The sequence below is a fragment of the Paenibacillus ginsengihumi DSM 21568 genome (assembly GCF_000380965.1).
GTDB lineage: Bacteria > Bacillota > Bacilli > Paenibacillales > NBRC-103111 > Paenibacillus_G > Paenibacillus_G ginsengihumi.
The window spans coordinates 38,382-61,682 of record NZ_KB905554.1; the positions used below are offsets into that span (position 1 = coordinate 38,382).

The window sequence follows — 23,301 nt, forward strand, 5'->3', positions numbered from 1 at the left end:
GAGTTTAAAGCCTTCTCGTCCCTTATGGACGGAAGGCTTTTTTAGTTGTTCATCGGCATAAGGCGTAACAAGTAAGGACAGGAGGAGCATTGGCAATGATCAAATGGGAAGAGCTGACTCGCGAGCAGCAGTCGGAGGTGGAGCGCCAGCTGGAATGGATCCGGAGGGGCGTCGTGGAAATCGTGCCGGAGGAGGAGCTGAAGCACAAGATCGCGCGATCGGTCGTCAGCGGCAAGCCGCTGAAGGTCAAGCTCGGGCTTGATCCGTCGGCGCCGGACATTCATGTCGGCCATACGGTCGTCCTGCAGAAGCTGCGCCAATTCCAGCAGCTGGGACATCAGGTGCAGCTGATTATCGGCGATTTTACCGGACGGATCGGCGATCCGACAGGCAAGTCGGAGACGCGCAAGCAGCTGACGGAAGAGGACGTCAAGCGCAATGCCGAGACTTACAAACAACAAATATACAAAATACTCGATCCGAAGCAGACGGAGGTTTACTACAATTCGGAATGGCTGAGTCCGCTCACCTTCGCCGATGTGGTGGAGCTTTCGGCCAAGCTGACGGTGGCCCGCATGCTCGAGAGGGACGATTTCTCCAAACGGTACGCTGCCGGTCAGCCGATTCACATTCACGAATTTTTCTACCCGCTCATGCAGGGCTACGATTCGGTCGCGCTGGAGAGCGACATCGAGCTGGGCGGCACAGACCAGAAGTTTAACCTGCTGATGGGCCGCACTTTGCAGAAGGAGTACGGCAAGGAGACGCAGATTGCCATCATGCTGCCGCTTCTGGAAGGGCTGGACGGCGTCAACAAGATGAGCAAGAGTCTCGGGAATTATATCGGCATCGACGAGCAGCCGAACGAAATTTACGGCAAGGCGATGTCGATCCCGGACGAGCTGATGGTCAAATACTACGAGCTGGCGACGGACATTTCGAACGAAGAGCTGCAGCAGCTGCGGGAAGGGCTGGCGAGCGGCGCGGTGCATCCGCGGGACGCCAAAATGCGCCTTGCCGGCACGTTCGTGCGAATGTACCACGGCGAGGCGGCAGCGCAGGAGGCCGAGCGGCATTTTGTCACCGTATTCCAGCAGCGGGCTCTTCCCGACGAGATCGAAGAGATCGCGCTTCCGGCATCCGAGCTGGATGGCGGCAAAATCCGGATCGTCAAGCTGCTCGTTGCGCTCGGCCTGCAGAGCTCCAACAGCGAGGCGCGCCGCAGCGTGCAGCAGGGGGCCGTCCGCATCAACGAGCAAAGGATCGATGACCCGAATGCGGAGCTGACACCCCAGGACGGGGATATCGTTCAGGTAGGCAAGCGCAAATTCGCCAAAGTGAAACTGGGGTAAATGAGTGAAGTGAAGGCCTTATAGCCGACCGAGGAGGGCGGCTGTAAGGCCTTCTGTTGCGTGCAGCGCAAACAGCATAGGTAAGGGGGGGCTAGCCAGGCGAGCAATCCATTCCCGGCAGCCCAGTTTCGCCGATCGCGGATGTCGGCGACAAAACAAGGCCCGGATGATCCGGACCTTGAGATGCGCTATTCGGATTAACGGCTGTAGAACTCGACGATTTGCTTCTCGTCAATGTTCGGATCAAGCTCGGCGCGTTCCGGCAAACGGATGTATTTGCCTTCGACGGCGGCTTCATTGTATTCCAGGTATGCCGGCAAATAGGCGCGGTCTTCGAGCGCTTCCTTGATGACCTTCAGGCCGCGGCTTCTTTCGCGCAGGCCGATCACGTCGCCAGGCTTCACGATATAGGACGGAATGTCCACCTTATGGCCGTTCACCGTAACGTGGCCGTGAGCGACCAGTTGGCGCGCGCCCGCACGGGAATTGGAGAACCCGAGGCGGTATACGAGGTTGTCCAGACGGCTCTCCAGGAGGAACATGAAGTTCTCGCCGGCGATCCCCGGAAGCTTGGACGCTTTCTCGAAAAGGTTGCGGAATTGCTTCTCGTTCAGGCCGTACATATGGCGCAGTTTTTGCTTCTCTTGCAATTGAATGGCATATCCGCTCAGCTTGCGGCGTTGACCCGGGCCGTGCTGTCCCGGAGGGAAGTTGCGCTTCGCCAATTCTTTGCCTGTGCCGCTCAAGGAGATGCCGAGGCGGCGGCTTAATTTAAACTTAGGTCCAGTATAACGTGACATGTGCGTCAAAAGCTCCTTTGGCTAATAAAATGAGTTTGTGAAATGAACGGGCGAAGTTTGTGCCCGGCAATGCGGCAGCGTGAGATCGCAAGGCGCGAACTACGCTTCCGGCGGAAAGAAACCCAGCCGCGGTTCCGCCGGCACAAAGCCAGTGAGGGTGACACAAGCTTCCGCCATCCAGCATGCAGCCGTCCAATACCCGGCACACGCTAGTTCTCGACTTCTTATTCTATAAGATAACGAGGCGCCGTGTCAAGAGAGTGGACGGCCGAAATCAGCCGCCGGAGAGCGCATTTTTGCAGGAGGGGGCGATCCCCGAGAATATTCCGTTCAAAGGGGGACATGCTACTGTTGTTCCAGCTTGTTCCTTGGCAAAAATCCGCGTGACGAAATCGCGCCCGGGATGATACCATGAGATTAGGCGCCCGGGGGACAAGCCGCCGGCAAGCCAGAGAGCAGGATGAGCAGACGATGGGAGGTGGCCGGCGTGACGGGGTTGGATATCGGACAGTTGTCCGAATGGCTGAGGTCATTTGGTTGGTACGGTTATGCCGCAGGCGCGCTGCTTGTCGCGCTGCAGTCGGCATTTCCGGTTGTGCCGTTCGTCGTGCTGGCCGGAGCTAACGTGCTTTTGTTCGGGTTTTGGCCGGGCTTTGCGGTCAATTATGTGTTTGCGTGCCTGGGGTCGATAGCCGTCTTTACCGTGGTTCGCAAATACGGAAAAGCGAGAATAGAAGCCCGTCTCGAGCAGTACGAATATATGGGAAAGCTCAACAAGCTGCTGGAAACGAACGGTTTGTTTTACATAACGGCGAGCCGCTTGCTGCCGATCCTTCCTTCGACGGCCATCAGTCTGGCGGCCGCGGTGACGAAGGTGCGCGCCAGGGATTTCGTCCTCGGCACGCTGATCGGGAAGCTGCCGATGATATGGGTGGAGTCGCTGATCGGGCACGATCTGCTGTTTTTCCACCAGCACAAGGCCCGCCTGTTTGTGCTGCTGACCGTCTTCGCCGTGCTGCTGATCGTCGGCCGCGGTCTGAAGCGAAGGTGGTTCGGCAAGCCGGGGCAAGCGAAAGCGGGCGGAGGACAACAATGAGGGGAGAGTAGCCTGTGAGAGATCCGAGATTGCAGATGTTGGCCCGCAATCTGGCCAGCTATTCGCTGGACGTTCAGCCAGGGGAACGAGTGCTGATCGATATGATCGGCTCGGAGCGGGAGCTTGTCAAATGCCTGGTCGAGGAGGTGCATGCGCGGGGAGGCCATCCTTATGTTCATCTGCAGGATCACCGCGTGCTCGCCGCCGTGCTGAAGACAGCCGGGGAAGAGCAGATTCGGCATTGGGCAGAGATGGATTTGGCGCGCATGAAGGAGATGCACTGCTATGTGGCGATTCGGGCCGGGGAGAATGCCAGCGAGTTGTCCGGCGTCCCGGAAGAGAGGATGAAGCTGTACAGCCGCATATATCAGCAGAAGGTGCATCTGGAACAGCGGGTGAAGAAGACGCGCTGGGTCGTGCTGCGCTACCCGAATGCTTCGATGGCGCAGTCCGCGAATATGAGCACCGAGGCGTTCGAGGACTTTTACTTTAATGTATGCAACCTGGATTATTCGCGCATGGATGCGGCAATGGATCCGCTGCACCGTCTGATGAGCCGAACGGACAAGGTGCGCATCGTCGGTCCCGGCACCGACCTCGTCTTCTCCATTCAAGGCATCGGGGCCGTCAAATGCAGCGGCCGCCGCAATATTCCGGACGGGGAAGTGTATACGGCGCCAATCAAGCATTCCGTAAACGGCACGATCGCTTACAATACGCCGTCCGTTCATTCCGGCGTGACCTTCGAGCGCATCGCCTTCAGGTTCGAAAACGGGAAAATCGTCGAAGCTTCGTCCAGCGATACGAGGCGGCTGAACGATATACTGGATACGGACGAAGGCGCCCGCTATATCGGGGAGTTCAGCCTGGGCTTCAATCCACATATTTTGCATCCGATGAAGGATACGCTGTTCGACGAGAAAATCGCCGGCAGCCTGCATTTTACCCCCGGCCAAGCTTATGAGCTGGCCGATAACGGGAACCGGTCCGCCGTTCATTGGGACCTGGTCCTTATCCAGCGGCCCGAATACGGCGGCGGAGAAATTTATTTTGACGACAGGCTGATCCGCAAGGACGGGCGATTCGTTGTTCCCGAGCTGGAAGGACTCAATCCCGAAAACTTGAAATAAGGGTTGCGGGCCGAACCGTTCCCATGTATCATAGGGGAAGAAAGCGATTTATTTAGTGACCCGGTTACCGGAGCATACAGCGAATGATTGATCGATACGCATGGAGGGATTTTTATGCCAAACGCCAACAACGCAGCGATTGTGGAAATTTCGCAAACCGCCAACAAATTCCGTTCTTCCATTGTTCTTCAGTATGATAACAAGTACATCGACGTGAAGAGCATTCTCGGACTGTTCACCACGCTGCTGACATCCGGAACATACGATCTCCATGTGCACGGACCGGACGCGGACGAGGCCAAGAAGACGATGGCCGAAGTTTTTGCCAAGCATAACCTGAACGTGAACATCGTCGAGGATTGATCCGGCACAGGCGGGGCATCTCCGAAGCAATCGGGGGTGCCCCGTTTGTTTTGATACGGATAATCACCGCTTATCACTTGTTTATTGTCCGATTTTCGTCTAATATTAAACTATGAGAACGACGCCGTATGAGCGGGTAAGCTTATTCTTAATATTCCCATATATCATCGATCGTCATTGAAGGTCATGGGAAAGCGCCGACGCGGCTGTACAAGGCGCGCGGAATGCTCGGGTGAAACCAGGGGGGAAGCTACATGTCATCGGATGTGCTGCTCAGCTTGTCTCAGAAGGCCCTCCAGCTGCTTCAGGAGGATGCCAACAAGATCGAGAAGCTGATCGAGGTGCAGATGGAGAATTTGACTACGAGAAAGTGTCCTCTGTACGAAGAGGTGTTGGATACGCAGATGTACGGACTCTCCCGCTCTATCGATTTTGCGATTCGGGCAGAGCTTATCGATGAAGCCGCTGGCAAGCAGATTTTGGTCGAGCTGGAACGCAATCTGGCTTTGCTGTATGAAGCGATGAACAGCGGCTGCGAAGAGTAGCCTTCTTCCGTGAAGGCTGCTCTTTTTTTGCCTGTTCAGACGAGGAAGAAAACGAGCCCGAGAATGGCGTACACGACAAGCAGCAGCACGCCCTCGTACCAGTTCGTCGATCCGTCCCGCGAGATCGAGATCGCAATCAGCGCGGCGACGCCGATCGCCAGCAGCTCATGAGTCGTAAAGACGATATCCATCGTGCTGCCGAACAGCATCGAGAGAAGCACCAGCGCCGGAGCGACGAACAGGGCGATCTGCAGCGAGCTGCCGATAGCGATTTCGACGGATGCGCCGATCCGGTTTTTCAGCGCGAGCATGACCGCGGCGCTGTGCTCGGCCGCATTGCCGACGATGGCGACGAGGAAAGCCCCGACGAACAGCTCCGACAGCCCGAATCGTCTGCTGAAGTCTTCCAGCGTATGAACGATCCATTCGCTCTCGAAGGCGACCATCGCTGTTGCCAGCAGAAGATACAGGATCGAGCGGCCCTTCGGCCATTTCGGCTCTTCCGGCTTTTCCGGCTCTCGGTCAGCCCCGCCCTCCAGCTCCTTCTTATGGGACACCATCGAGAAATAAAGCCACAGCAGGTAGGCGGCGATCAGCAAGATCGAGACGACGATGCTGACGCCGGCCACTTCGCGGGTCGTCAAGCTGCGCGAGAAAGCGGCCGGGATAAACAGGGCGATGACCGCCAGCGTCATCAGCGAGGCGTTATGTCCCGCCAGCTTGAGATTGAAGCGCTGCTCCTTGAACTTCAGGCCGCCCAGCAGCACGCTGAGTCCGAGCACGAGCAGCATGTTGCCGATGATCGAGCCGGTGATGCTGGCTTTGACCACTTCGAACAGGCCGTCCCTCACGAGGAAAATAGCGATGATCAGCTCCGCCGCATTGCCGAAGGTGGCGTTCAGGAACCCGCCCAGCCGTTCGCCGGCATAATGGGCCACGCTCTCCGTCGCTTGGCCGAGAAAGCCGGCCACGAAGATGATCGCCACCGCCGAGATGATAAACTGCGCCGTCGGGCCGAATAGCGGGGCGCCGACATAATGCGCCGCGGCGCTTAGCGCAAAGCTGAGCAGCAGTCCGATCGTAAAAGCGAAACGTCTCAAATGCAATCACCCCACTTGCGGCATTAACCAAGCATAGCATTTCCAGCCGCGGGGATAAAATCGACGGCCGCGCCCATACAAATTATGGCATGCCGCTGCCTGGCGGCAGAGGATGCCCGCGAAGCAAGCCAATTGAATGCCTTGCTGGAAAAAGCTTATAATACTTAAAACGGTACATAAAGGAGATGGCCGCATGGATTTAGGTTTGAAAGGGAAGGTTGCCGTCGTGACCGCCTCCAGCAGAGGCTTGGGCAGAGCGATCGCGGAGCAGCTGGCGGCTGAAGGCGCGCGGCTGCTCTTGTGCAGCCGCGACGAACAGGCGATCTGCGACGCCGCCTCGCAGCTGCAGCAGCAGTACGGCGTTCAGGCGGAAGGCTTGGCCGTGGATCTGTCCAGCGCGGAGCAGATCGGCTGGCTCGTGCAGCAGGCCGCGGACCGTTACGGAACGGTCGACGCATTGGTGTGCAATGCGGGAGGGCCGCCGAGCGGAAGCTTCCTGTCCCTGGACGAGGAGGCATGGGAACGGGCGGTGCAGACGAATCTGATGAGCGTCGTCCGGCTCGCCAAAGGGTTTTATCCGCTCATGAAGGAGCAAGGAGGGCGGATCGTAGCGATCGCTTCTTCGTCGGTCAAAGTGCCGATTCCGGGGCTCGTATTGTCGAATACGCTGCGCACCGGCGTCATCGGCCTGATGAAGACGCTGTCGACCGAGTGGGCTCGCGACGGCATATTGCTTAATACCGTATGCCCGGGGCGGATTATGACGGATCGGCTGGCCGAGCTCGATGGGCTCAAGGCCGCCCGGGAGCAAAAGACGCTCGCTGAAATTCAGCGGGAGCAGGCCGTGGAAATTCCGCTCGGACGTTACGGCGAGCCGCAGGAGCTGGCCGCGGTGGCGGCATTTCTCCTGTCTCCGAAGAACAGCTATATGACCGGATCGGTCTATCATGTCGACGGCGGACTGGTCAAGGCCATTTGATGTGGCCGTCGCGCCGCGGTAATAATTCCATATTTTCGGTAAAGACATCAATTTGTCAATTCTTGTCGGCAATATGGGGCCCATGAAGTTGCGTTCCCTATGGGAAGTTATTACAATAGAGACATAACCCTTGAAGGAGTGATCCTCATGAGTGAAGAGATTCAAGCAGGCGTTATTCGTATATCCGATGATGTCGTATCAACGATCGCAGGGTTGGCAGCATTGGAAACTCCGGGGATCGCCGCAATGTCGGGTGGCATATCGGAAGGTTTGGCCAAGCGTCTGAGCGGCAAAAACGTTCAGAAGGGCGTATCGGTCGAGGTCGGACAAGTAGAGGCCGCCATTGATCTGCGAGTGATTGTCCACTACGGCAGCAAGATTCAAGAGGTATGCCGCATGCTGCAGGAGAACGTGCGGGAAGCCGTTGAGAATATGACGGGGCTGACCGTCGTCGAGGTCAACGTGAAGGTCGAAGGGGTAGCGTTTCGCGAGGAAGAACCGGCTGCTCCCGAAGATCCGCACCGGGTCAAATAACGGATCATTCATGAAAAGGGGCTTGTACCGCACGCTGCAACCGCAGCATTCGGCCAAGCCCCTTTATGCTTGCCTTTAGTGGGCAACCCAACGTTGCCTGCGCGTGACCTCGTCTACCGACGTCTTCTTGACTTCTTTCTCCTGCCTGTTGTATTCGCGAGAGATGCTGAGCAGAACGCCGATCGAGATCAGCGTCGCCAGCATGGAAGAGCCGCCGTAGCTGATCAGCGGCAAGGTGACGCCAGTGAGCGGAATAGTGCCCGTTACGCCGCCCAGATTGATAAACGCCTGAATGCCGATCTGGCCGATGATGCCGACGCCGGCGAGCATTCCGAACGTGTCGCTGCAGCGAAGCGCTACGATCAGTCCGCGCCACAAGAAGGCCAAATACAGAAGCAGGAACAGAGTCGTTCCGAAAAAGCCCAGTTCCTCTCCGATGATGGGGAAGATAAAGTCGTTATGCGCTTCCGGCAAATAATGCAGCTTCTGCACGCTTTGCCCGAAGCCGGCGCCTGTCAAGCCGCCGTGCCCTAAAGCGTACAGCGATTGAATCAGCTGGAATCCCGACACATCGGGATCGGCCCACGGGTCCAAAAATGCCGTAAACCGGTCCATATGGTGGGTGTTGCCGCCAGTTGCGATGAAATAGACGAGAATGACGATAACGAGCAAAAAAGAGCCGACGGCGCCTAATATCGCCAGATGCTTCCATTCTGCCCCGCCGACGACGATCATCAGCGCTGCGCTCATGACCAAAATCATGGTCGAACCTAAATCCGGCTGCAGCATGATGAGCATGGCGATGAAGGCGACGATCAGAATGGGGGGGATGAGACCTCGCTGAAAATCGCGGATACGCTCTTCCTTCCTGCTGATCAGGGCGGCCAAATAGATGATGACCGCGACCTTGGCAAATTCCGTCGGCTGCAGCGTAAAGCCGCCGGAGATCTGAATCCAGCTTGTCGCGCCGCCTCTCTCAACGCCGATAATCGGCACCAGCAGCAGCAAAATGACGACAGCCCCCATGGCAGGTACGACCCATTTCTTAAACTTGCGGTAGTCGACATTCATGCAGAAAAGCATGGCCGCCGTCCCGATGACGATGAAAATCGCCTGTTTGCCGGCGGTTGCCCAAGGCTTGCCGGGCTCGTAAGCCATCGTTGCGCTGAACACGAAAGCCAGTCCGAAGCATACGAGGCAAAATGTCAGAAACAGCAGCATGAAGTCGGGCGTTCCTCTGCGCGGTGAGGTCATGGCTCTCGCGGCTCCTAAGCCAGCTTAACCTTCAATTCGGCCAATTTGCCATTCGCCGTCTTCAGAACGGCATCCGGAATCGGCGATTCGTAGTCGAGACCGTGCGGGAAGGTCGCTTTGCCGATGTAGACGCTCTCTATGTATAAAATGGCGTAGGGCGACTCCAGCTTGCCGCTTTCCACCCGCGCGTTGATGCGCAGAAAGTAATCGCTGCCGGTTTTCTTGTCCTCGATTTTCAAATCGTAGGTCGCCCGGTAATATTCCCACTGCCAGCGGACAAATCCGAGCTGCCCCATGACGTCGTCCAGATGGGCGAGGTCGCTTTTCAAGCCTTTCAAGCCGGTGTTCTCAATAATCAATTGCAAGCCCTCCTAAGCGCAAATCGTGCGAATGCAAACATCAATGAATAAAGCGTTTGTCCTCTCATCATGATATTATGTTTCCCCCCTGCGCGCAAGCCTCATGCAAAAGCGGTTCGGCGGAGAAATTGAAATATATGAAAATCTTGTGACACCTGCGTGAAACGAAACGGCGAATTTGCTACAATAAAAACATGTAAAATATCGGAATAGACAAGACAACGCACTGGCTGTGGAGGGGGACAATCGGATGAAGGACTGGACGGATTTGCTTGAGCAAACCTATCCCCTGATGGTCGAATGGCGCCGGCATCTTCACCGTCACCCGGAGCTGTCGTACCGGGAATCGGCCACGGCCGCGTTCGTGGCGGGACATCTTCGCAATTGGGGCCTTAAGGTGAGGACAGATGTCGGCGGCCACGGCATCGTCGCAAGACTGCGGGGGGAGGGAAAGGGTCCCGTCGTCGCCCTGCGAGCGGATATGGACGCGCTGCCGATTCAGGATGAGAAATCGTGCGAGTATGCCTCGCAAGTTCCCGGCGTGATGCATGCTTGCGGCCATGACGCGCATACGGCCGTGCTGCTGGGGGTGGCCCGCATTTTAAGCTCCAGCGCGGCGAAGCTGCCGGGCGATGTGCTGTTTTTGTTCCAGCCGGCGGAGGAGACGACGCCAGGCGGTGCGCTGCCGATGATCAAGGAAGGGGCGCTTCAGGATGCGGACGCCATATACGGCATTCATTTGTGGACGCCGTTTCCTGTCGGCACGGCCTGCAGCAAGCCGGGAGCGATGATGGCGGCGGCCGACGAGTTCGTCATCGAGGTGAAGGGCCGCGGCGGTCACGGCGGACTGCCGCATGAGACGGTGGACAGCATATACATCGCTTCGCAGCTCGTCGTCAATCTGCAGTCGATCGTCAGCCGCAATACCGACCCGACGGATTGCTGCGTCGTCAGCGTCGGAGCTTTTCATGCCGGGGCCGGCTTCAATGCGATTGCCGAACGGGCCGTGCTCAAGGGAACGGTCCGCACGTTCAACGAATCGCTGCGGCTCGCCGCCAAGGAACGCATCCAGCGGATTGCCGAGCAAACCTGCCTCATGCATGGGGCGGAGGCGGCTATCGAGTACAAGCTCGGCTATCCGCCAGTCGTCAACGACAAGGCGGAGTTCGACCGCTTTTTCCGCGCAGCCGCCAATGTCATGGGAGAGAAGGCGGTGTCGGTCAGCCCGCCGATCATGGCCGCCGAAGATTTCGCCTATTATTTGCAGCACGTGCCGGGCTGCTTCATGTTCGTCGGGGCGGGGAATAAAGAGAAGGGCATCGTCTATCCGCATCATCATCCCCAGTTCGATATCGACGAATCGTCGATGCGACATGCCGCCCGCCTGTTTTTGGCGATGATAAGGGACCGCATGGGAGCTTGACGGGCCGTTGTCCGCCTTCCTTCCGTTAAGTGCTAGCCGGCCCCGGTGCATCCTCGCGCGGCGAACGGGACAGCCTAAGAAGGCTGCGGGCGGGTGAGGAGCGGGGCTTCGCCCCCGTCTGCCCGCAAGTTCGCTTCAGGAGGGATAAGCCTTGGGCAGCAGAACGCTTCGCGAAATAATGACGACCGATTGTTCGACCGTCACCTTGAAGGATAACGTCTATGAAGTCGCCGTGAAGATGAAGCAGGAGGATACCGGCTTTATTCCGGTCGTCGAGGGCCGCAAGCTGATCGGCGTCATTACCGACCGCGACCTGGTGCTGCGCGGCTACGCGGAAAAACGGGAAGGCTCGGCCTCGGTCGAGCAGGTCATGAGCGACAAGGTAGTGTCCGTCAGCCCGGACACGACGGTCGATGAAGCGGCCAAATTGATGGCCAGAGAGCAGATTCGCAGACTGCCTGTCGTCGAGAACGGCGATCTCGTCGGCATCGTATCCATCGGCGACCTGGCTGTGCGCGCCAGCTTCGAGGACGAAGCAGGCGAGGCGCTGAGCCAAATTTCGGAGAAAAACAAAGAAGGTATGCTGCGATAATTTCCGTTTATTTTGGCTTCTTCTGCGAAATGCAGAGGAGCCTTTTTATTTTTTGACGGCTTAGCATTGTATTGTTCACGTGTGCATTGTATAATGAACTCAATCCGGAAAATGCTTACATCATCGATTTTCCGAAGCTTTAACTTTCAAATTTGGGAGAGGCGGGGATACAATGGACAAAGTGCGCATCGGCATTATCGGTATGGGGAATATGGGTAAGGGCCATGCCGGCTACTTGACGAAGAACGAAGTCAAGGGCGGAGAACTTACGGCGATTGTCGACACGGACCCGGCGCGTCTGGATTGGGTAAAAGAAAATTACGGACCGGACCGCTTCCAATTATTCGACAATCTGGAAGCGTTCTTTGCGGCCCGCGCTTGCGACGCCGTGCTGATCTGCACGCCGCATTACGATCATCCTCCGATCGCCATCGAAGCGTTCCGTCACGGATATCATGTGCTCGTGGAGAAGCCGGCGGGCGTATACACCAAGCAGGTTCGCGAGATGAACGAGGCGGCGGCCAAGTCGAACAAGGCGTTCGGCATTATGTACAACCAGCGGACGAACGGCCTGTACCAGAAGCTTCGCGATCTCGTCACCTCCGGCGAGCTCGGTCAGGTGCGCCGTACCAACTGGATCATCACCAACTGGTATCGCTCCCAAAGCTACTACGATTCGGGCGGCTGGCGCGCGACGTGGGCCGGCGAAGGCGGCGGCGTGCTGCTGAATCAGGACCCGCACCAGCTCGATTTGTGGCAGTGGACCGTCGATATGATGCCGAAGCGGGTTCGCGCTTTTTGCCACTTTGGAAAATACCGCAACATCGAGGTGGAGGACGACGTTACGGCCTATGTCGAATACGAGAACGGCGCGACCGGCCTGTTCGTCACGACGACAGGCGAGGCGCCGGGCACGAACCGTTACGAGGTATCCGGCGACAACGGCAAAATCGTCATCGAGGACGGCAAGCTGACCTTCTGGCGGTTGCGCGTGCCCGAGCCGCAATTCAACCGCGAGTACAAGGCCGGCTTCGGGTCTCCGGAATGCTGGAAGTGCGAAATTCCCGTTCCTCCCGGGCAAGGGGGGCACAAGGGGATTACGCAAAACTTCGTCGATCATATACTGAAGGGCACTCCGCTGCTCGCTCCGGGCGAAGAGGGCATCAAGGGCTTGACGCTGTCCAACGCCATGCACCTGTCCACCTGGACGGACAATTGGGTGGATCTGCCGATCGACGAAGACTTGTATTACGAGAAGCTGCAGGAGCGCATTGCTCACTCGACCTTCAAGAAAGAAGTGCGCCAAATCGGACATATGGATGTCAGCGGCACTCATTAATCGCTCCCGTTCACCGCGGTCAGGGCTTCATGCCTTGGCCGCGGTTTTTGCTTGCTCACGTTTAAATCCGGGCCGCAACCCTCATACTAGAATTAATTGACAGCAGGAGGGATGACGGTGCAATTCCATAAAGACCGGCCGCTCATCGTGCAGAGCGATTTCAGCGTGCTCTTGGAGGCCAGGCACCCCGCGTTCGATGAGACGCGGGAAGGCTTGTCGCGGTTTGCCGACCTGGTCAAAACGCCGGATCATGTGCATACTTACCGCATCACGGCGCTGTCCTTGTGGAATGCGGCGGCGTCAGGGGTCGGCGCGGACGAGGTGATCGCTTTTTTGGACAGCCGCGCCAAGTTCGGCATTCCCCTCGCGGTGCAAAGGGAAATCCGCCGTTTCATCGACCGGTACGGACTCGTGCGCATGGAACGGCTCGGGGAAGATTTGCTGCTCGTTTCGGACGATATCGGGGCGATCAAGGAGATGTGCCAGTTCAAATCGCTCCAGTCGTACGGCTTATGCCAGGTGGACGAGCGGACCTTGCGCTTTTCCCCGCAATACCGCGGGCTGCTCAAGCAGGAATTGATCAAGCTCGGCTATCCGATCGAGGATTTGGCCGGCTATAATCCGGGAGAAGCGCTGCCGATCCGGCTGAAGTCAAGGACGGCGGCGGGCAAAAGCTTCGCGCTGCGCGATTACCAGCGTTCGGCCGTCGAATCGTTCTACCGCGAAGGAAGCCTGCAGGGAGGCAGCGGCGTCATCGTCCTGCCCTGCGGCGCGGGCAAAACGATCATCGGCATCGCCGCGATGGGCAAGCTCGGCTGCGCCACGCTTATTCTTACGACGAACGGCACGTCGGTGCGGCAGTGGAAGCGGGAAATATTGGAGAAGACCGAGCTGACGGAGGAGATGGTCGGCGAATACACAGGCAGCGGCAAAGACGTAAAGCCTGTAACGATCGCCACTTACCAGATCTTGACTTACCGTAAAGCGAAGGACGAGCCTTTTTTGCATATGGAGCTGTTTCGCAAAAGAGACTGGGGGCTCATCGTCTACGACGAGGTGCATCTGCTCCCCGCTCCGGTATTCCGCATGACGGCCGACATTCAGGCGACGCGCCGGCTCGGTCTGACGGCGACGCTGATTCGCGAGGACGGGCGCGAGGAGGACGTCTTCTCGCTCGTCGGCCCGAAGCGGTTCGAGCTCCCGTGGAAGGATCTGGAGCGGCAGGGCTGGATCGCCGCCGTCGAATGCATCGAATACCGCGTTCCGTTCGGCAAGGAGGAGGCCGAACGGTACATGGCAGCCGACGCCCGCTCGCGCATGCGGCTCGCCAGCGAGAACGAGGCCAAGCTGGACGTGGTGGACGCTCTCCTGAAGCGGCACGAAGGCGAGCCGACGCTTATTATCGGGCAATATCTCGCTCAGCTGAGGCGCATTTCCGCCCGGACCGGGGCGCCGCTCATCACCGGCGAAATGCCGAACGAGAAGCGGGAGGCGCTGTATCAGCGCTTTCGCGACGGGGAGGAGCGCGTCCTCATCGTCTCGAAGGTGGCCAATTTCGCCGTCGATCTGCCGGATGCGTCGGTCGCCGTGCAAGTGTCGGGCAGCTTCGGCTCCAGGCAGGAGGAAGCGCAGCGGCTGGGCCGCATCCTGCGGCCGAAGGCCGACGCGAACCGGGCTTATTTCTACTCGATCGTCACCGCCGATTCCAGGGAGCAGGAATTTGCCTGGAACCGGCAGCTGTTTTTGGTCGAGCAGGGCTACCGCTACCGCACGGAAGCATGGAAGCCGGATAAGGAAGTGATCCAGACGTGAGCTACGACGCTTATTTGCGGCGGATGCCGGGGGAGCTCCGGGCCCGCCTGGAGAGACAGGACATTTACGCCCCGTGGCTCGGCCGTGGGGAAACGATGGCCTCGATCCTGACCTCCGTATCCATCATGGAGACGGTGTTCAATCGGATGAGCAGCGCGGAGCGGCGAGCGCTCGGCGTGATCGTCCGCTCTGTCGGCTGCGAGCCGTTCGACGAGCGGCGGCTGGAGAAGGCGGCGGACGGCCTGATGACCGGAGCGGAGGCGAGAGCGGGGCTGATCGGGCTGCTGCACAAGCTGATCGTCTTCGCCTTCCGCAAGTCGTGGGGCGAGCACGTCTATGTGCTGCCGCAGGAAGGGCTGAAGGTGTGGCAGGCGATTCTCGTCCCGGAGCCGCTGACGGACGGCGAGGAGGAGCCTTCGCCCCAAAGCGGCTTGACGGTCCTCGCCTCCGCCGAAACGGAGCTGTCCCGCGAGCTCGTCCAGGCGCTCGCCTGCTGCGCCGCAGGTCCGCTCAAGCTGACCAAGAACGGCACGCTGCACAAGAAGACGATGCAGCGGCTCAGCGACTCCATCGGGCTCGAGACGTCGCTCCTTGCCGGCTTGGGGCTTAAATACGCCTTCTCCGACATCTACCCGCTGAAGCTGGCGCTGGTGGCCGATATGCTGCTCAGGCTGGGGCTATTGAAGCCGCAGCCGGAGGCGTGGGCGCTGGAGCCCGAGGCATGCGCCGCTTGGCTGCGCCGCTGCGCCGCGGAGCAACAAGCCGTGCTTTACCGCATGTGGCGGATGGCGGCGTTCCCGGAGCGGCCTTGGCTGCAGCATGCGGCGCTGGCGCTGGAATCGCTGCCTGAGGGGATGTGGCTCGCCGCTTCGTCGCTCACCGGCTGGCTTCAGGCAAGCGGGCTGCTGGGCGAAGCGGCGGCTGAGGATGGCGAGCTGCTGCTCGCTTCGCTCGAGCAGAGCTGGATTAACGCCATGATCGCTTTCGGCTGGATGGAGAAAGCGGCGGACGAAGCCGGCCGCGTCCATTACCGCTGGTCGGAGAAGCCGGCGCAGTGCGGGGCGGACGCGGCGGCTGCGGGGGGCGATGCCGGCGTGCTCATCGTTCAGCCCGACTTCGACGTGCTGGTGCCGCCGCAGACGCCGCCGCTTGTCCGCTTCGAGCTGGAGAGCTTTGCGGACCGGGTCGCCTCCGGCAAGCTTTCCGTTTACCGGATGAGCAAGGACAGCGTCCGTCGCGGCCTGGAATCGGACCGCACCGCGGCGGAGATGCTCGCCCTGCTCGAGCGCAACGCGGCGTACGGCGTCCCCGGCAACGTCCGGGAGACGCTGGCGCAGTGGGCCCGGCCGTTCGGACAAGCCCGCTTCGAGCGGGTGATCCTGCTGCGCTGCTCTGGTCCGGAGGTGGCGGACCGAATCGAGCGGCTCCCCGGCGCGGCCGAATGGACGCAGGGACGGATCGGCGAGCGCGATCTGCTCGTCAGCCCGCAGCAGGTCCGGCCGCTTAAGGCGCTGCTGGAGAAAGCGGGCTTTATGCCGGGGGATGTCGCCTTGCCGGAGCCGGGGGACGAGGGGCTGAGCAAGCCGCGTTACCCGAAGCTTCCGCCGCAGCCGGCTTCCCCCGCCTTCGAGCCGCTGCAGCTGGCCCAAGCTTTGCCCGACGGCAAAGGCCTGCTCTATGTCCGCTCCCCGGTCGCCTATTTCGAAATGGAGAAAAGGCTGCCCGAGCCGTACGACCTTTATCCCGAGCTGTCCCATATCCCGGCCGCCTGGCTCAAGGAATACCGGGCCTATCATTCGTCCACGCGCAAAGAGATCGTCGAGAAGGCGATCGAGTGGAAGGCGGTGCTGCAGCTGCGGCGAGGCGGGTGCGATTATCGGATCGCCCCGAGGAAAGTGACCGAAAGCAGAGGATCGTGGTGCCTTAGCGGTTGGGAGCCGCCAGCGCCGGGCGATGCCGCGGCCGGCCTGGGCAGCGGCTGGCCGCGGGACGCGGGGCTCGCTAAGCCGGCGGCGGCCGAACCGCGGCAGGAGATCCGGTGGTACGCCGAGGAATGGCAGGAAATGAAATTGATATTGCCGGGAATCAATGAAAAATAATCTTGAAGCATGACGCGGGCCGATTGTGGTATGATAGACTTGTCTTGAAAGGCTGAAAGGCTGAAAAGCTGGAAGGCTGGAAGACAGAAAGGCAGGTGCTTCAATTGGCGGTCACCGAAGCGCAGACGCTCGATATGTCTGCCATTCTGCTCGGCTCTTACGAGCTGGCGGATATGATCAAGAACTCCGCGGAAACGGCGGATTACTTATACTGGCGCCGGCAGGTCGACATCGACCCCGAGGCGCAGCGGCTGATCCGCGAATTCAATCGAACCAAGGAATTGTTCGAGGAATGCCAGCGGTTCGGCCATTTTCATCCGAATTACCATGAGGCCAAGGACCGGATGCGCGAAGCGGAAGCAAGGCTCGAGGCGCTCGAGTCGGTGCGGCGCTTCAAGCTGGCCGAGAAGCAGCTGGATGAGCTGCTGCACGACGTGTCCGAGACGATCGCCCGCGCGGTGTCGGATTCGATCCTGGTGCCGGGCAACGAGCCGGCGGCAGGAGGCTGCGCCTCCGGCGGCGCATGCAGCGGCAAGTGCGGTTAATCGCCGCGCTTGCCGGCTTTTCCGCCCGAAACCGGTTTTACGGCGAATGATTTGATGAAGAAAGAAGGTGACCGAATTTGTCCCAATATAGCGGCATCTTAACCGAGCGCACCGGCCTGATCGTATGGGTAAGCGATATCAAAGCGGCAGCCAGGCATATGGAGAAATACGGAAGCGTCCACTTCATCTCCAAGCGGCTGCACTATGTGGCGATGTACGTGTATGCCGACCGCCTGGAGGAGACGATGAAGCAGCTGCAGCGGCTCCCGTATGTGAAAAAGGTGGAACGCTCGTACCGCAACGAAATCAAGACGGAATATAGCAGCAACATACCGGACAAGACGCGTTTCTATACGCTGTAGCCGAGTATGCTAGAGCAGGATCGGGACATCCTTTCGGCCTGCACAAGGATGCCGGTCCATGGCGACAGCTCCCCGCATTTACAGAGACTAAACGGACAAGGACGACCCGTTGCCTGCGAATTGAAACCGCACACAGTTTCTAAAGTTTTTTTAATTTTTATTCTCCCGCCAAATCAAGTACAATAGAAAATAGTGGAATGGTGTATATAGGCGACAAGCACTATTTTTATGGGAGCGGGGTATCGTTTATGGGGGAAAGAAACCTTGGCCGACCGGGCCCGGGACGGCTTGAGCCGTGCGAGCTGAACGGACGCGTCATTGCGGAGATCGTCATTACCCATCATGCCCGAAGCCGCTGGAACGATCGCGTCGAGGATTCCAGGACCGGCTTTCACAATATCGCCGGTTATTTGTGGAGCAAGCTGAAGGAGAACAGGATACGTCCCTATTACAAGAATGAACAGGACGTCTATGTCATAGATGAGGATTTGGTTATGGTTGCCGAATTTGCTCCGCTGGATGTAAGCCGCATTGCCGACAGAAAGACGGCTCACAAGATGATCGTCGTTACCTTCCTGGGGAGAATGTCGGAGACGATGGAGCTGAGAGATTTGCGCTCCTACTATTCGTGGCTCCGCCATTCCCGCCGCATGACGCTGATCAAGAACAGCCGCAAGCATAAGTGAACGGTTCCGGAGCGCGCTCCCGCGCCTCGCAGGACAAGCCTGCCCGTAAAAACAACGGCGGGCTTTTTCGTTTTTTGTTATAATAAATAAGGCTTAATTACGGCAACCGGGGGAAATCGAACATGGCGTTAAATTTTCATCAGCTGCATATTTTTTATACCGTTGCGGAGAAAGGCAGCTTCTCGCATGCGGCGCAAGCGCTCCATATGACTCAGCCGGCGGTGACGATGCAGGTGCAGTCCTTGGAGGATTACTTCGGCACGAAGCTTTTTTTGCGCTCCACCAAAAGAATCGAGCTGACCGAAGCGGGCCGAACGCTTTTGCCGTATGCGAGAAGAAGCATCGAGCTGATGAAAGAAACCGACGTCAGCATGTCCAAGTTCACGCATATGCTGGAAGGGCGGCTGCACCTTGGGGCAAGCTTAACTGTAGGGGAATACATACTGCCGCGGCTGCTCGGCCCTTTCAGCCAGGAATATCCCAACATTTCGGTAAGCATGAAGGTCATCAATACGAAACAGATTTTGGAGGAAATATTGGCTCACCAGCTGACGTTCGGCCTGGTCGAGGCGGAGGTGCACCACCCCGACGTACATACGGAAGCGCTCCTCAGTGACGAATTGAAGCTCATCATGGCCAGGAATCATCCGCTGGCCGGCCAGGAGCGCATTACGATCGAGGAGCTGGTGCGGTATCCGTTCGTGCTCCGGGAGCAGGGATCGGGCACGCGCAGAGTGATGGAGGAGGAGCTTGCGAAAGCGGGCTGCGATATCGGCGCTCTGAACATCGTCATGGAGCTCGGCAGCACGGGGGCGGTCAAATCGGCGGTGGAGGCGGGACTTGGGCTTTCCGTCTTGTCGCAATCGTCGGTGAAGCACGAATCCGCGCTGGGCGTGCTGCTTGTCAAAGACGTGGAGGGCGTCCGGTTCGTGCGCAGCTTTAACGCCATTTATTTGAATTCCACTTTATTGCCGATTTCGGCGGTAACCTTCATGACGTTTCTGAGAGAGAAGGATTTAAGCCAATGGCTGTAACGATCAAAAGCGAAAGAGAGGCGGAATGGGCGATGAGCTTTGCGGATTTGCATACGCATACGACGGCTTCCGACGGAACCCGCCCGCCAAGGGACAACGTTCGCCTGGCCAAGGAGGCCGGCCTTGCGGCCATGGCCGTAACGGACCACGACACGGTGAACGGCGTGGCGGAAGCGCTGGCGGAAGGGGAGCGCCTCGGCGTGACCGTCGTGCCTGGCGTTGAGATCAGCACTGCGTGCGGCGGACAGGATATTCATGTGCTCGGCTACTGGATCGATCCCGGCGACGAGCGGTTTCTGGCGCGGCTGAGCGAGCTGCGGGCCGTGCGGGAACGCCGCAACGAGATGATGGTGGAGCGGCTGAACGCCCTCGGCGTGCACATCGCGATGCAGGATGTGATCGATTCGCTGGCCTCGGTCAAGCGGCAGGACGATACGATCGGCCGGCCTCATATCGCCGACGCCTTGGTGCGCAAAGGCTATGCCGCCGACATGCAGGACGCGTTCGACCGCTATTTGGCCAAAGGCGCGGCAGCCTATGTCAATCCGCCGCGCATCGATCCGGCGACGGCGATCCAGTGGATTCGCGAGGCCGGCGGGGCGCCGGTGCTGGCTCATCCCGGGCTGTATTCCATGGACGAGATCGTTGCGGAGCTGGCTGCCGCGGGGCTGGCCGGGCTGGAGGCGTATCATTCGGATCATACGCCGGAGCAGGAAGCCGCATATGTCCGGCTGGCCTCGTCGCTCGGGCTGGCCATAACGGCCGGTTCCGACTACCACGGCGAACGGAACGGCGTCGTCTTTCACGCGCCGATCGGCGCCAGAAAAATCGATGCGGCGGTGATTCACGAATTATATCGACGGAGGGGGAGGTTAGCGTGACGATGCGCATACGCAAAGCGATTATTCCTGCGGCAGGGCTCGGAACCCGTTTCCTGCCGGCGACGAAGGCGCAGCCGAAGGAAATGCTGCCGATCGTAGACAAACCGGCGATTCAGTATATTGTGGAGGAAGCGATCTCATCCGGCATTGAGGATATTATGATCGTCACAGGACGCAACAAGCGGGCGATCGAGGATCATTTCGACAAGTCCGTCGAGCTGGAGGCGATGCTGGAGGAGAAGGGGAGCGAGGAGCTCCTGTCCATTGTCCGCTCCGTATCGGAGCTGGCCGACGTGCATTACATACGCCAGAAGGAACCGCTCGGCCTCGGGCACGCCGTGCTGTGCGCCCGCAAATTTATCGGCCACGAGCCGTTTGCGGTGCTGCTGGGCGACGACATTATCGAGGCCGATCCGCCGTGCCTCAAACGAATGATCGACGTTTACGAGAAGACCGAAACGTCGGTTGTTGCCGTGCAGGAGGTGGCATGGTCCGACGTTGACAAATACGGGATCGTCTCGCCGGGGGCCGGCGGCGATGCGGACTTTATACCGGTGGACGATCTGGTGGAGAAGCCGGACAAGGACCGGGCCCCGTCGAACTTGGCGGTGATCGGCCGCTACATCATTTCCCCGGAAATCTTTGGCATCCTGGAGCGGCAGCCTCCCGGTAGAGGAGGGGAAATTCAGCTGACCGACGCGCTGCGCGTATTGAACGGCATGCAGCGCATGGCCGCATACCCGATCGAGGGGAAGCGGTACGACGTGGGCGACAAGCTCGGTTATATCGAAGCCTCGATCGAATTCGCCCTGCGGCGGGAAGGCTTGAAGGATGAGCTCAAGGCTTACTTGCAGCAGCTCGTAAGCGGCTGGGAATCGTAGCGAGCCGGGCGGGCTCCAGCGAGAACAGCCAGCAGCAAAAGCGCAGAATCTCTCTTTTTTTCGCCTATGGAACAGCGGCGGGAAGCGAGGGGCTCTGCGCTTTTTTGCCATTGGGGAAGCCGCCAATCGCCTTGGCCGATAGCCTGTCATGCCCGCGAGGGCTCGCCGTCAAGCTGCCTGCACCGGCGGTCCTGAAGGGGCCAAAGGTACGACCAGCAAAATAGCGTTCGTCACTGGCGTTAGAGACGAGATTGTAGCTCATGGCTCGCTGGCCGCCCCCGGTTTATTTCTGGCTGACCGGCAGACGCTTGATCAGCTCGGGGTCCGGAGTAACGAACAGCGTCTTCTGATGGTCGTAGATGACGAACCCGGGCTTCGCTCCGCCCGGCTTGCGCACGTGGCGAATCCGCGTATAATCGACGGGCACCCGGCTCGATTCCCTGGCCTGGCTGAAATAAGCGGCCAGCATCGCGGCCTCGCTTAGCGTCGGCTCGCCGAACTCCGGACTGCGGATGACGACGTGCGAGCCGGGAATATCCTTCGTGTGCAGCCACGTGTCCCCGGGATGGGCCAGCCGGTTCGTCAAATACTCGTTCTGCGTATTGTTTTTGCCGACGTAGATCGGGATGCCTTCGCTAGAGGTGTAGCAGGCCAGCGAAGGCTTGCCGCCCGTTTTTTTGCGGCGCAGCTTCTTGCCGCGGCTGCGCATATAGCCCTGCTCGATAAGCTCGTCGCGAATCTCCTCGATATCCGCCATGCCGGCGCTCGCAAGCTGCTGCAGCACGCTGTCCAGGTAGACGATCTCCGCCTCGGCCTGGCTCATCTGCTCCTTGACGACGGACAGGCTGTTTTTCAGCTTCGCATACTTCTTAAAATATTTTTGCGCGTTTTCCGACGGGGTCAGCAGCGGATCGAGCGCGAGCTTCACCGTGCGCTGCTGCTCGTCGTAATAGTCGATCACTTCCACCTCTTTGTCGCCCTTGGCGAACAGGTGCATGGAAGCGGTCAGCAGCTCTCCCGCGACGCGGTATTTGTCCGCCTCTCCCGCCTCCTCCAGCGTCTCGCGAAGCTTCTCCAGCTTTTTGACATTTTTGACTCGCTCGTTCGTCAGCAGCCGGATCATATCGGAAGCCCGCTGCTTGACCGTATCGCGCTCCGCCTTGTCGCCGTAATAAGCTTCCAGGCAGGCGCTGACCGATGCGTACGAACGCGGCTCGCCCTGCAGATGACTCAGCCGGACGACGGAGAAGAACGATTTGCCGCTGGCGGGCTGCTCGCATATATTCGGCTCCGCATTCCCTTGCGCAATCTGCTCCATGATGTCCCGGAAGCTGTCCCACAGCCGGCCCGCCGCATCTGCGCCGCCGCCTGCCTCTGCGGCGACGGGCTGTCCGATTCCCGCGCGGTATACGATCTCCCTTGCGACCAGCGGGCTGATGCCGCTGAAATGCCGGACGATAGCCCGCTCCCAGTCTGCAGCCGCCGCTCCTTCGGGCGCGGCCTCGCCGAGCAGCTTGACGAAGGCTTCCCGCTCTGTTTCGAGAGGGTTGCGCTTGTGCTGCTCCGGCGGGGCGACATAGGCGCTTCCCGGCAGCACGACGCGATGGCTGCTGACCGCAGGGGTGACATGGTGAATGCCGTCCAATATTTGTCCGCTCGCCGGATCGAGCAAAATGATGTTGCTGTGCCGGCCCATAATTTCGATCACGATCGATTTCGTGCTGAGATCGCCGAGCTCGTCGCGCTGCCGCACCCGGATCACGACGATGCGCTCCAGCCCGGGCTGCGTGATGCTCTCCACGATGCCGCCCTCGCAGTGCTTGCGCAGCAGCATGCAGAACATCGGCGCCTCAAGCGGGTTGACAAAAGATTGCTCGGTGACGTGAACGCGCGGGTACGTCGGGTTGGCCGACAAGAGCAGCTTGACGCCGCCCCCCGCGGCGCGCAGATTGAGCACAATATCGTTTGCCGATGGCATATGCACCTTGCCGATCCTTCCCCCAACCAGCGCCTGCAGCTCCCGGACCAGGCTGTGCACGACCAAACCGTCAAATGCCATATATCAACAACTCCGTTTCTATACGATACACAAGATTATTTATTGAACAACGCGCGCCCCAAGACCGTTCCCCGGC

23 protein-coding genes and 1 other annotated feature (1 of these 24 cut by a window edge) are annotated in these 23,301 nt (G+C 59.2%); of the genes, 18 read left to right on the plus strand and 5 right to left on the minus strand.

The features are described from left to right. Positions 1 to 26 (plus strand) — a binding site (T-box leader); it begins 285 nt to the left of the window's first position. 72 nt (positions 27 to 98) lie between these two features. Then, on the plus strand, positions 99 to 1,352 hold the full coding sequence (tyrS, locus tag F591_RS0105610) for a tyrosine--tRNA ligase (protein ID WP_026326390.1): 1,254 nt from the start codon (positions 99 to 101) through the stop codon (positions 1,350 to 1,352). A 197-nt stretch (positions 1,353 to 1,549) separates the two neighbouring features. On the opposite strand, the gene rpsD is transcribed toward tyrS, so the two are convergent. Next, positions 1,550 to 2,152, minus strand: coding sequence for a 30S ribosomal protein S4 (gene rpsD / locus F591_RS0105615; RefSeq protein WP_019533609.1), 603 nt, complete (start codon positions 2,150 to 2,152; stop codon positions 1,550 to 1,552). A gap of 460 nt (positions 2,153 to 2,612) precedes the next feature. On the opposite strand from rpsD, the gene F591_RS0105620 reads away from it, so the two are divergent. The 4 genes from F591_RS0105620 (at position 2,613) to F591_RS0105635 (ending at position 5,286) form a co-directional block, all read left to right on the plus strand. Continuing rightward, on the plus strand, positions 2,613 to 3,248 hold the full coding sequence (locus F591_RS0105620; RefSeq protein ID WP_051109113.1) for a TVP38/TMEM64 family protein: 636 nt from the start codon (positions 2,613 to 2,615) through the stop codon (positions 3,246 to 3,248). A 14-nt stretch (positions 3,249 to 3,262) separates the two neighbouring features. Next, positions 3,263 to 4,378 (plus strand): aminopeptidase, encoded by a 1,116-nt coding sequence (locus F591_RS0105625; RefSeq protein ID WP_026326391.1) that lies wholly within the window; start codon positions 3,263 to 3,265, stop codon positions 4,376 to 4,378. 114 nt (positions 4,379 to 4,492) lie between these two features. Further along, entirely contained in the window at positions 4,493 to 4,741 is a 249-nt protein-coding gene (locus F591_RS0105630; protein WP_019533612.1) for an HPr family phosphocarrier protein, read from the plus strand. A 254-nt stretch (positions 4,742 to 4,995) separates the two neighbouring features. Next, a complete protein-coding gene (locus F591_RS0105635; protein ID WP_019533613.1) occupies positions 4,996 to 5,286 on the plus strand; it encodes an Fpa/YlaN family protein in 291 nt (96 codons plus the stop codon). A 35-nt stretch (positions 5,287 to 5,321) separates the two neighbouring features. Here the strand turns inward: F591_RS0105635 and cax are convergent, their stop codons facing one another. After that, positions 5,322 to 6,386, minus strand: a complete 1,065-nt coding sequence (cax, locus tag F591_RS0105640) for a calcium/proton exchanger (RefSeq protein WP_019533614.1) — start codon at positions 6,384 to 6,386, stop codon at positions 5,322 to 5,324. A gap of 193 nt (positions 6,387 to 6,579) precedes the next feature. Between cax and F591_RS0105645 the strand changes: the two genes are divergently transcribed. Together F591_RS0105645 and F591_RS0105650 are read left to right on the plus strand one after the other, a co-directional pair. Next, on the plus strand, positions 6,580 to 7,365 hold the full coding sequence (locus F591_RS0105645) for an SDR family oxidoreductase (protein ID WP_019533615.1): 786 nt from the start codon (positions 6,580 to 6,582) through the stop codon (positions 7,363 to 7,365). A gap of 147 nt (positions 7,366 to 7,512) precedes the next feature. After that, entirely contained in the window at positions 7,513 to 7,899 is a 387-nt protein-coding gene (locus F591_RS0105650; protein ID WP_019533616.1) for an Asp23/Gls24 family envelope stress response protein, read from the plus strand. Positions 7,900 to 7,974: 75 nt separating this feature from the next. Here F591_RS0105650 and ftsW read toward each other — a convergent pair whose 3' ends face one another. Together ftsW and F591_RS0105660 are read right to left on the minus strand one after the other, a co-directional pair. Further along, the gene (ftsW, locus tag F591_RS0105655; RefSeq protein ID WP_026326392.1) at positions 7,975 to 9,153 is read right to left on the minus strand and encodes a putative lipid II flippase FtsW; all 1,179 of its coding nucleotides are present in this window, start codon (positions 9,151 to 9,153) and stop codon (positions 7,975 to 7,977) included. A 14-nt stretch (positions 9,154 to 9,167) separates the two neighbouring features. After that, on the minus strand, positions 9,168 to 9,512 hold the full coding sequence (locus tag F591_RS0105660; RefSeq protein WP_019533618.1) for a YugN family protein: 345 nt from the start codon (positions 9,510 to 9,512) through the stop codon (positions 9,168 to 9,170). A gap of 250 nt (positions 9,513 to 9,762) precedes the next feature. On the opposite strand from F591_RS0105660, the gene F591_RS0105665 reads away from it, so the two are divergent. The 11 genes from F591_RS0105665 (at position 9,763) to galU (ending at position 21,166) form a co-directional block, all read left to right on the plus strand. Further along, positions 9,763 to 10,935 (plus strand): M20 family metallopeptidase, encoded by a 1,173-nt coding sequence (locus tag F591_RS0105665; protein WP_019533619.1) that lies wholly within the window; start codon positions 9,763 to 9,765, stop codon positions 10,933 to 10,935. Between the two features lie 178 nt (positions 10,936 to 11,113). Then, a complete protein-coding gene (locus F591_RS0105670; protein ID WP_040741165.1) occupies positions 11,114 to 11,527 on the plus strand; it encodes a CBS domain-containing protein in 414 nt (137 codons plus the stop codon). 172 nt (positions 11,528 to 11,699) lie between these two features. Next, positions 11,700 to 12,866, plus strand: a complete 1,167-nt coding sequence (locus tag F591_RS0105675; protein ID WP_019533621.1) for a Gfo/Idh/MocA family protein — start codon at positions 11,700 to 11,702, stop codon at positions 12,864 to 12,866. 111 nt (positions 12,867 to 12,977) lie between these two features. Beyond that, the gene (locus F591_RS27470) at positions 12,978 to 14,678 is read left to right on the plus strand and encodes a DNA repair helicase XPB (RefSeq protein WP_019533622.1); all 1,701 of its coding nucleotides are present in this window, start codon (positions 12,978 to 12,980) and stop codon (positions 14,676 to 14,678) included. After that, positions 14,675 to 16,777, plus strand: coding sequence for a helicase-associated domain-containing protein (locus tag F591_RS0105685; RefSeq protein WP_019533623.1), 2,103 nt, complete (start codon positions 14,675 to 14,677; stop codon positions 16,775 to 16,777). The genes F591_RS27470 and F591_RS0105685 overlap by 4 nt, the downstream gene beginning before the upstream one ends. 104 nt (positions 16,778 to 16,881) lie before the next feature. Beyond that, positions 16,882 to 17,322 carry a YlbF/YmcA family competence regulator gene (locus F591_RS0105690; RefSeq protein ID WP_019533624.1) on the plus strand — a complete coding sequence of 147 codons (441 nt, stop codon included), beginning with the start codon at positions 16,882 to 16,884 and terminating at the stop codon, positions 17,320 to 17,322. 95 nt (positions 17,323 to 17,417) lie between these two features. After that, positions 17,418 to 17,684: a YlbG family protein gene (locus F591_RS0105695; protein WP_026326394.1), complete on the plus strand. Its 267-nt coding sequence runs from the start codon at positions 17,418 to 17,420 to the stop codon at positions 17,682 to 17,684. 248 nt (positions 17,685 to 17,932) lie between these two features. Continuing rightward, the gene (locus tag F591_RS0105700) at positions 17,933 to 18,370 is read left to right on the plus strand and encodes a hypothetical protein (protein ID WP_019533626.1); all 438 of its coding nucleotides are present in this window, start codon (positions 17,933 to 17,935) and stop codon (positions 18,368 to 18,370) included. A 122-nt stretch (positions 18,371 to 18,492) separates the two neighbouring features. Continuing rightward, a complete protein-coding gene (locus F591_RS0105705; protein WP_019533627.1) occupies positions 18,493 to 19,404 on the plus strand; it encodes a selenium metabolism-associated LysR family transcriptional regulator in 912 nt (303 codons plus the stop codon). Then, the gene (locus tag F591_RS0105710; protein WP_019533628.1) at positions 19,395 to 20,285 is read left to right on the plus strand and encodes a PHP domain-containing protein; all 891 of its coding nucleotides are present in this window, start codon (positions 19,395 to 19,397) and stop codon (positions 20,283 to 20,285) included. Before F591_RS0105705 ends, F591_RS0105710 begins: the two co-directional genes overlap by 10 nt. Positions 20,286 to 20,287: 2 nt before the next feature. Continuing rightward, positions 20,288 to 21,166 carry a UTP--glucose-1-phosphate uridylyltransferase GalU gene (gene galU, locus F591_RS0105715; RefSeq protein WP_026326396.1) on the plus strand — a complete coding sequence of 293 codons (879 nt, stop codon included), beginning with the start codon at positions 20,288 to 20,290 and terminating at the stop codon, positions 21,164 to 21,166. A 283-nt stretch (positions 21,167 to 21,449) separates the two neighbouring features. Here galU and F591_RS0105720 read toward each other — a convergent pair whose 3' ends face one another. Next, the gene (locus F591_RS0105720) at positions 21,450 to 23,225 is read right to left on the minus strand and encodes an Rqc2 family fibronectin-binding protein (RefSeq protein ID WP_019533630.1); all 1,776 of its coding nucleotides are present in this window, start codon (positions 23,223 to 23,225) and stop codon (positions 21,450 to 21,452) included. Between the last annotated feature and the right edge of the window lie 76 nt (positions 23,226 to 23,301).

Bases quoted from the DNA above. Each gene is read 5' to 3' on its own strand.
- rpsD (WP_019533609.1), bottom strand. From the start codon at position 2,152: ATGTCACGTTATACTGGACCTAAGTTTAAATTAAGCCGCCGCCTCGGC.
- F591_RS0105620 (WP_051109113.1), top strand. From the start codon at position 2,613: ATGAGCAGACGATGGGAGGTGGCCGGCGTGACGGGGTTGGATATCGGA.
- F591_RS0105630 (WP_019533612.1), top strand. From the start codon at position 4,493: ATGCCAAACGCCAACAACGCAGCGATTGTGGAAATTTCGCAAACCGCC.
- F591_RS0105635 (WP_019533613.1), top strand. From the start codon at position 4,996: ATGTCATCGGATGTGCTGCTCAGCTTGTCTCAGAAGGCCCTCCAGCTG.
- F591_RS0105645 (WP_019533615.1), top strand. From the start codon at position 6,580: ATGGATTTAGGTTTGAAAGGGAAGGTTGCCGTCGTGACCGCCTCCAGC.
- F591_RS0105650 (WP_019533616.1), top strand. From the start codon at position 7,513: ATGAGTGAAGAGATTCAAGCAGGCGTTATTCGTATATCCGATGATGTC.
- ftsW (WP_026326392.1), bottom strand. From the start codon at position 9,153: ATGACCTCACCGCGCAGAGGAACGCCCGACTTCATGCTGCTGTTTCTG.
- F591_RS0105665 (WP_019533619.1), top strand. From the start codon at position 9,763: ATGAAGGACTGGACGGATTTGCTTGAGCAAACCTATCCCCTGATGGTC.
- F591_RS0105670 (WP_040741165.1), top strand. From the start codon at position 11,114: ATGACGACCGATTGTTCGACCGTCACCTTGAAGGATAACGTCTATGAA.
- F591_RS0105675 (WP_019533621.1), top strand. From the start codon at position 11,700: ATGGACAAAGTGCGCATCGGCATTATCGGTATGGGGAATATGGGTAAG.
- F591_RS27470 (WP_019533622.1), top strand. From the start codon at position 12,978: ATGACGGTGCAATTCCATAAAGACCGGCCGCTCATCGTGCAGAGCGAT.
- F591_RS0105700 (WP_019533626.1), top strand. From the start codon at position 17,933: ATGGGGGAAAGAAACCTTGGCCGACCGGGCCCGGGACGGCTTGAGCCG.
- F591_RS0105705 (WP_019533627.1), top strand. From the start codon at position 18,493: ATGGCGTTAAATTTTCATCAGCTGCATATTTTTTATACCGTTGCGGAG.
- F591_RS0105710 (WP_019533628.1), top strand. From the start codon at position 19,395: ATGGCTGTAACGATCAAAAGCGAAAGAGAGGCGGAATGGGCGATGAGC.
- galU (WP_026326396.1), top strand. From the start codon at position 20,288: ATGCGCATACGCAAAGCGATTATTCCTGCGGCAGGGCTCGGAACCCGT.
- F591_RS0105720 (WP_019533630.1), bottom strand. From the start codon at position 23,225: ATGGCATTTGACGGTTTGGTCGTGCACAGCCTGGTCCGGGAGCTGCAG.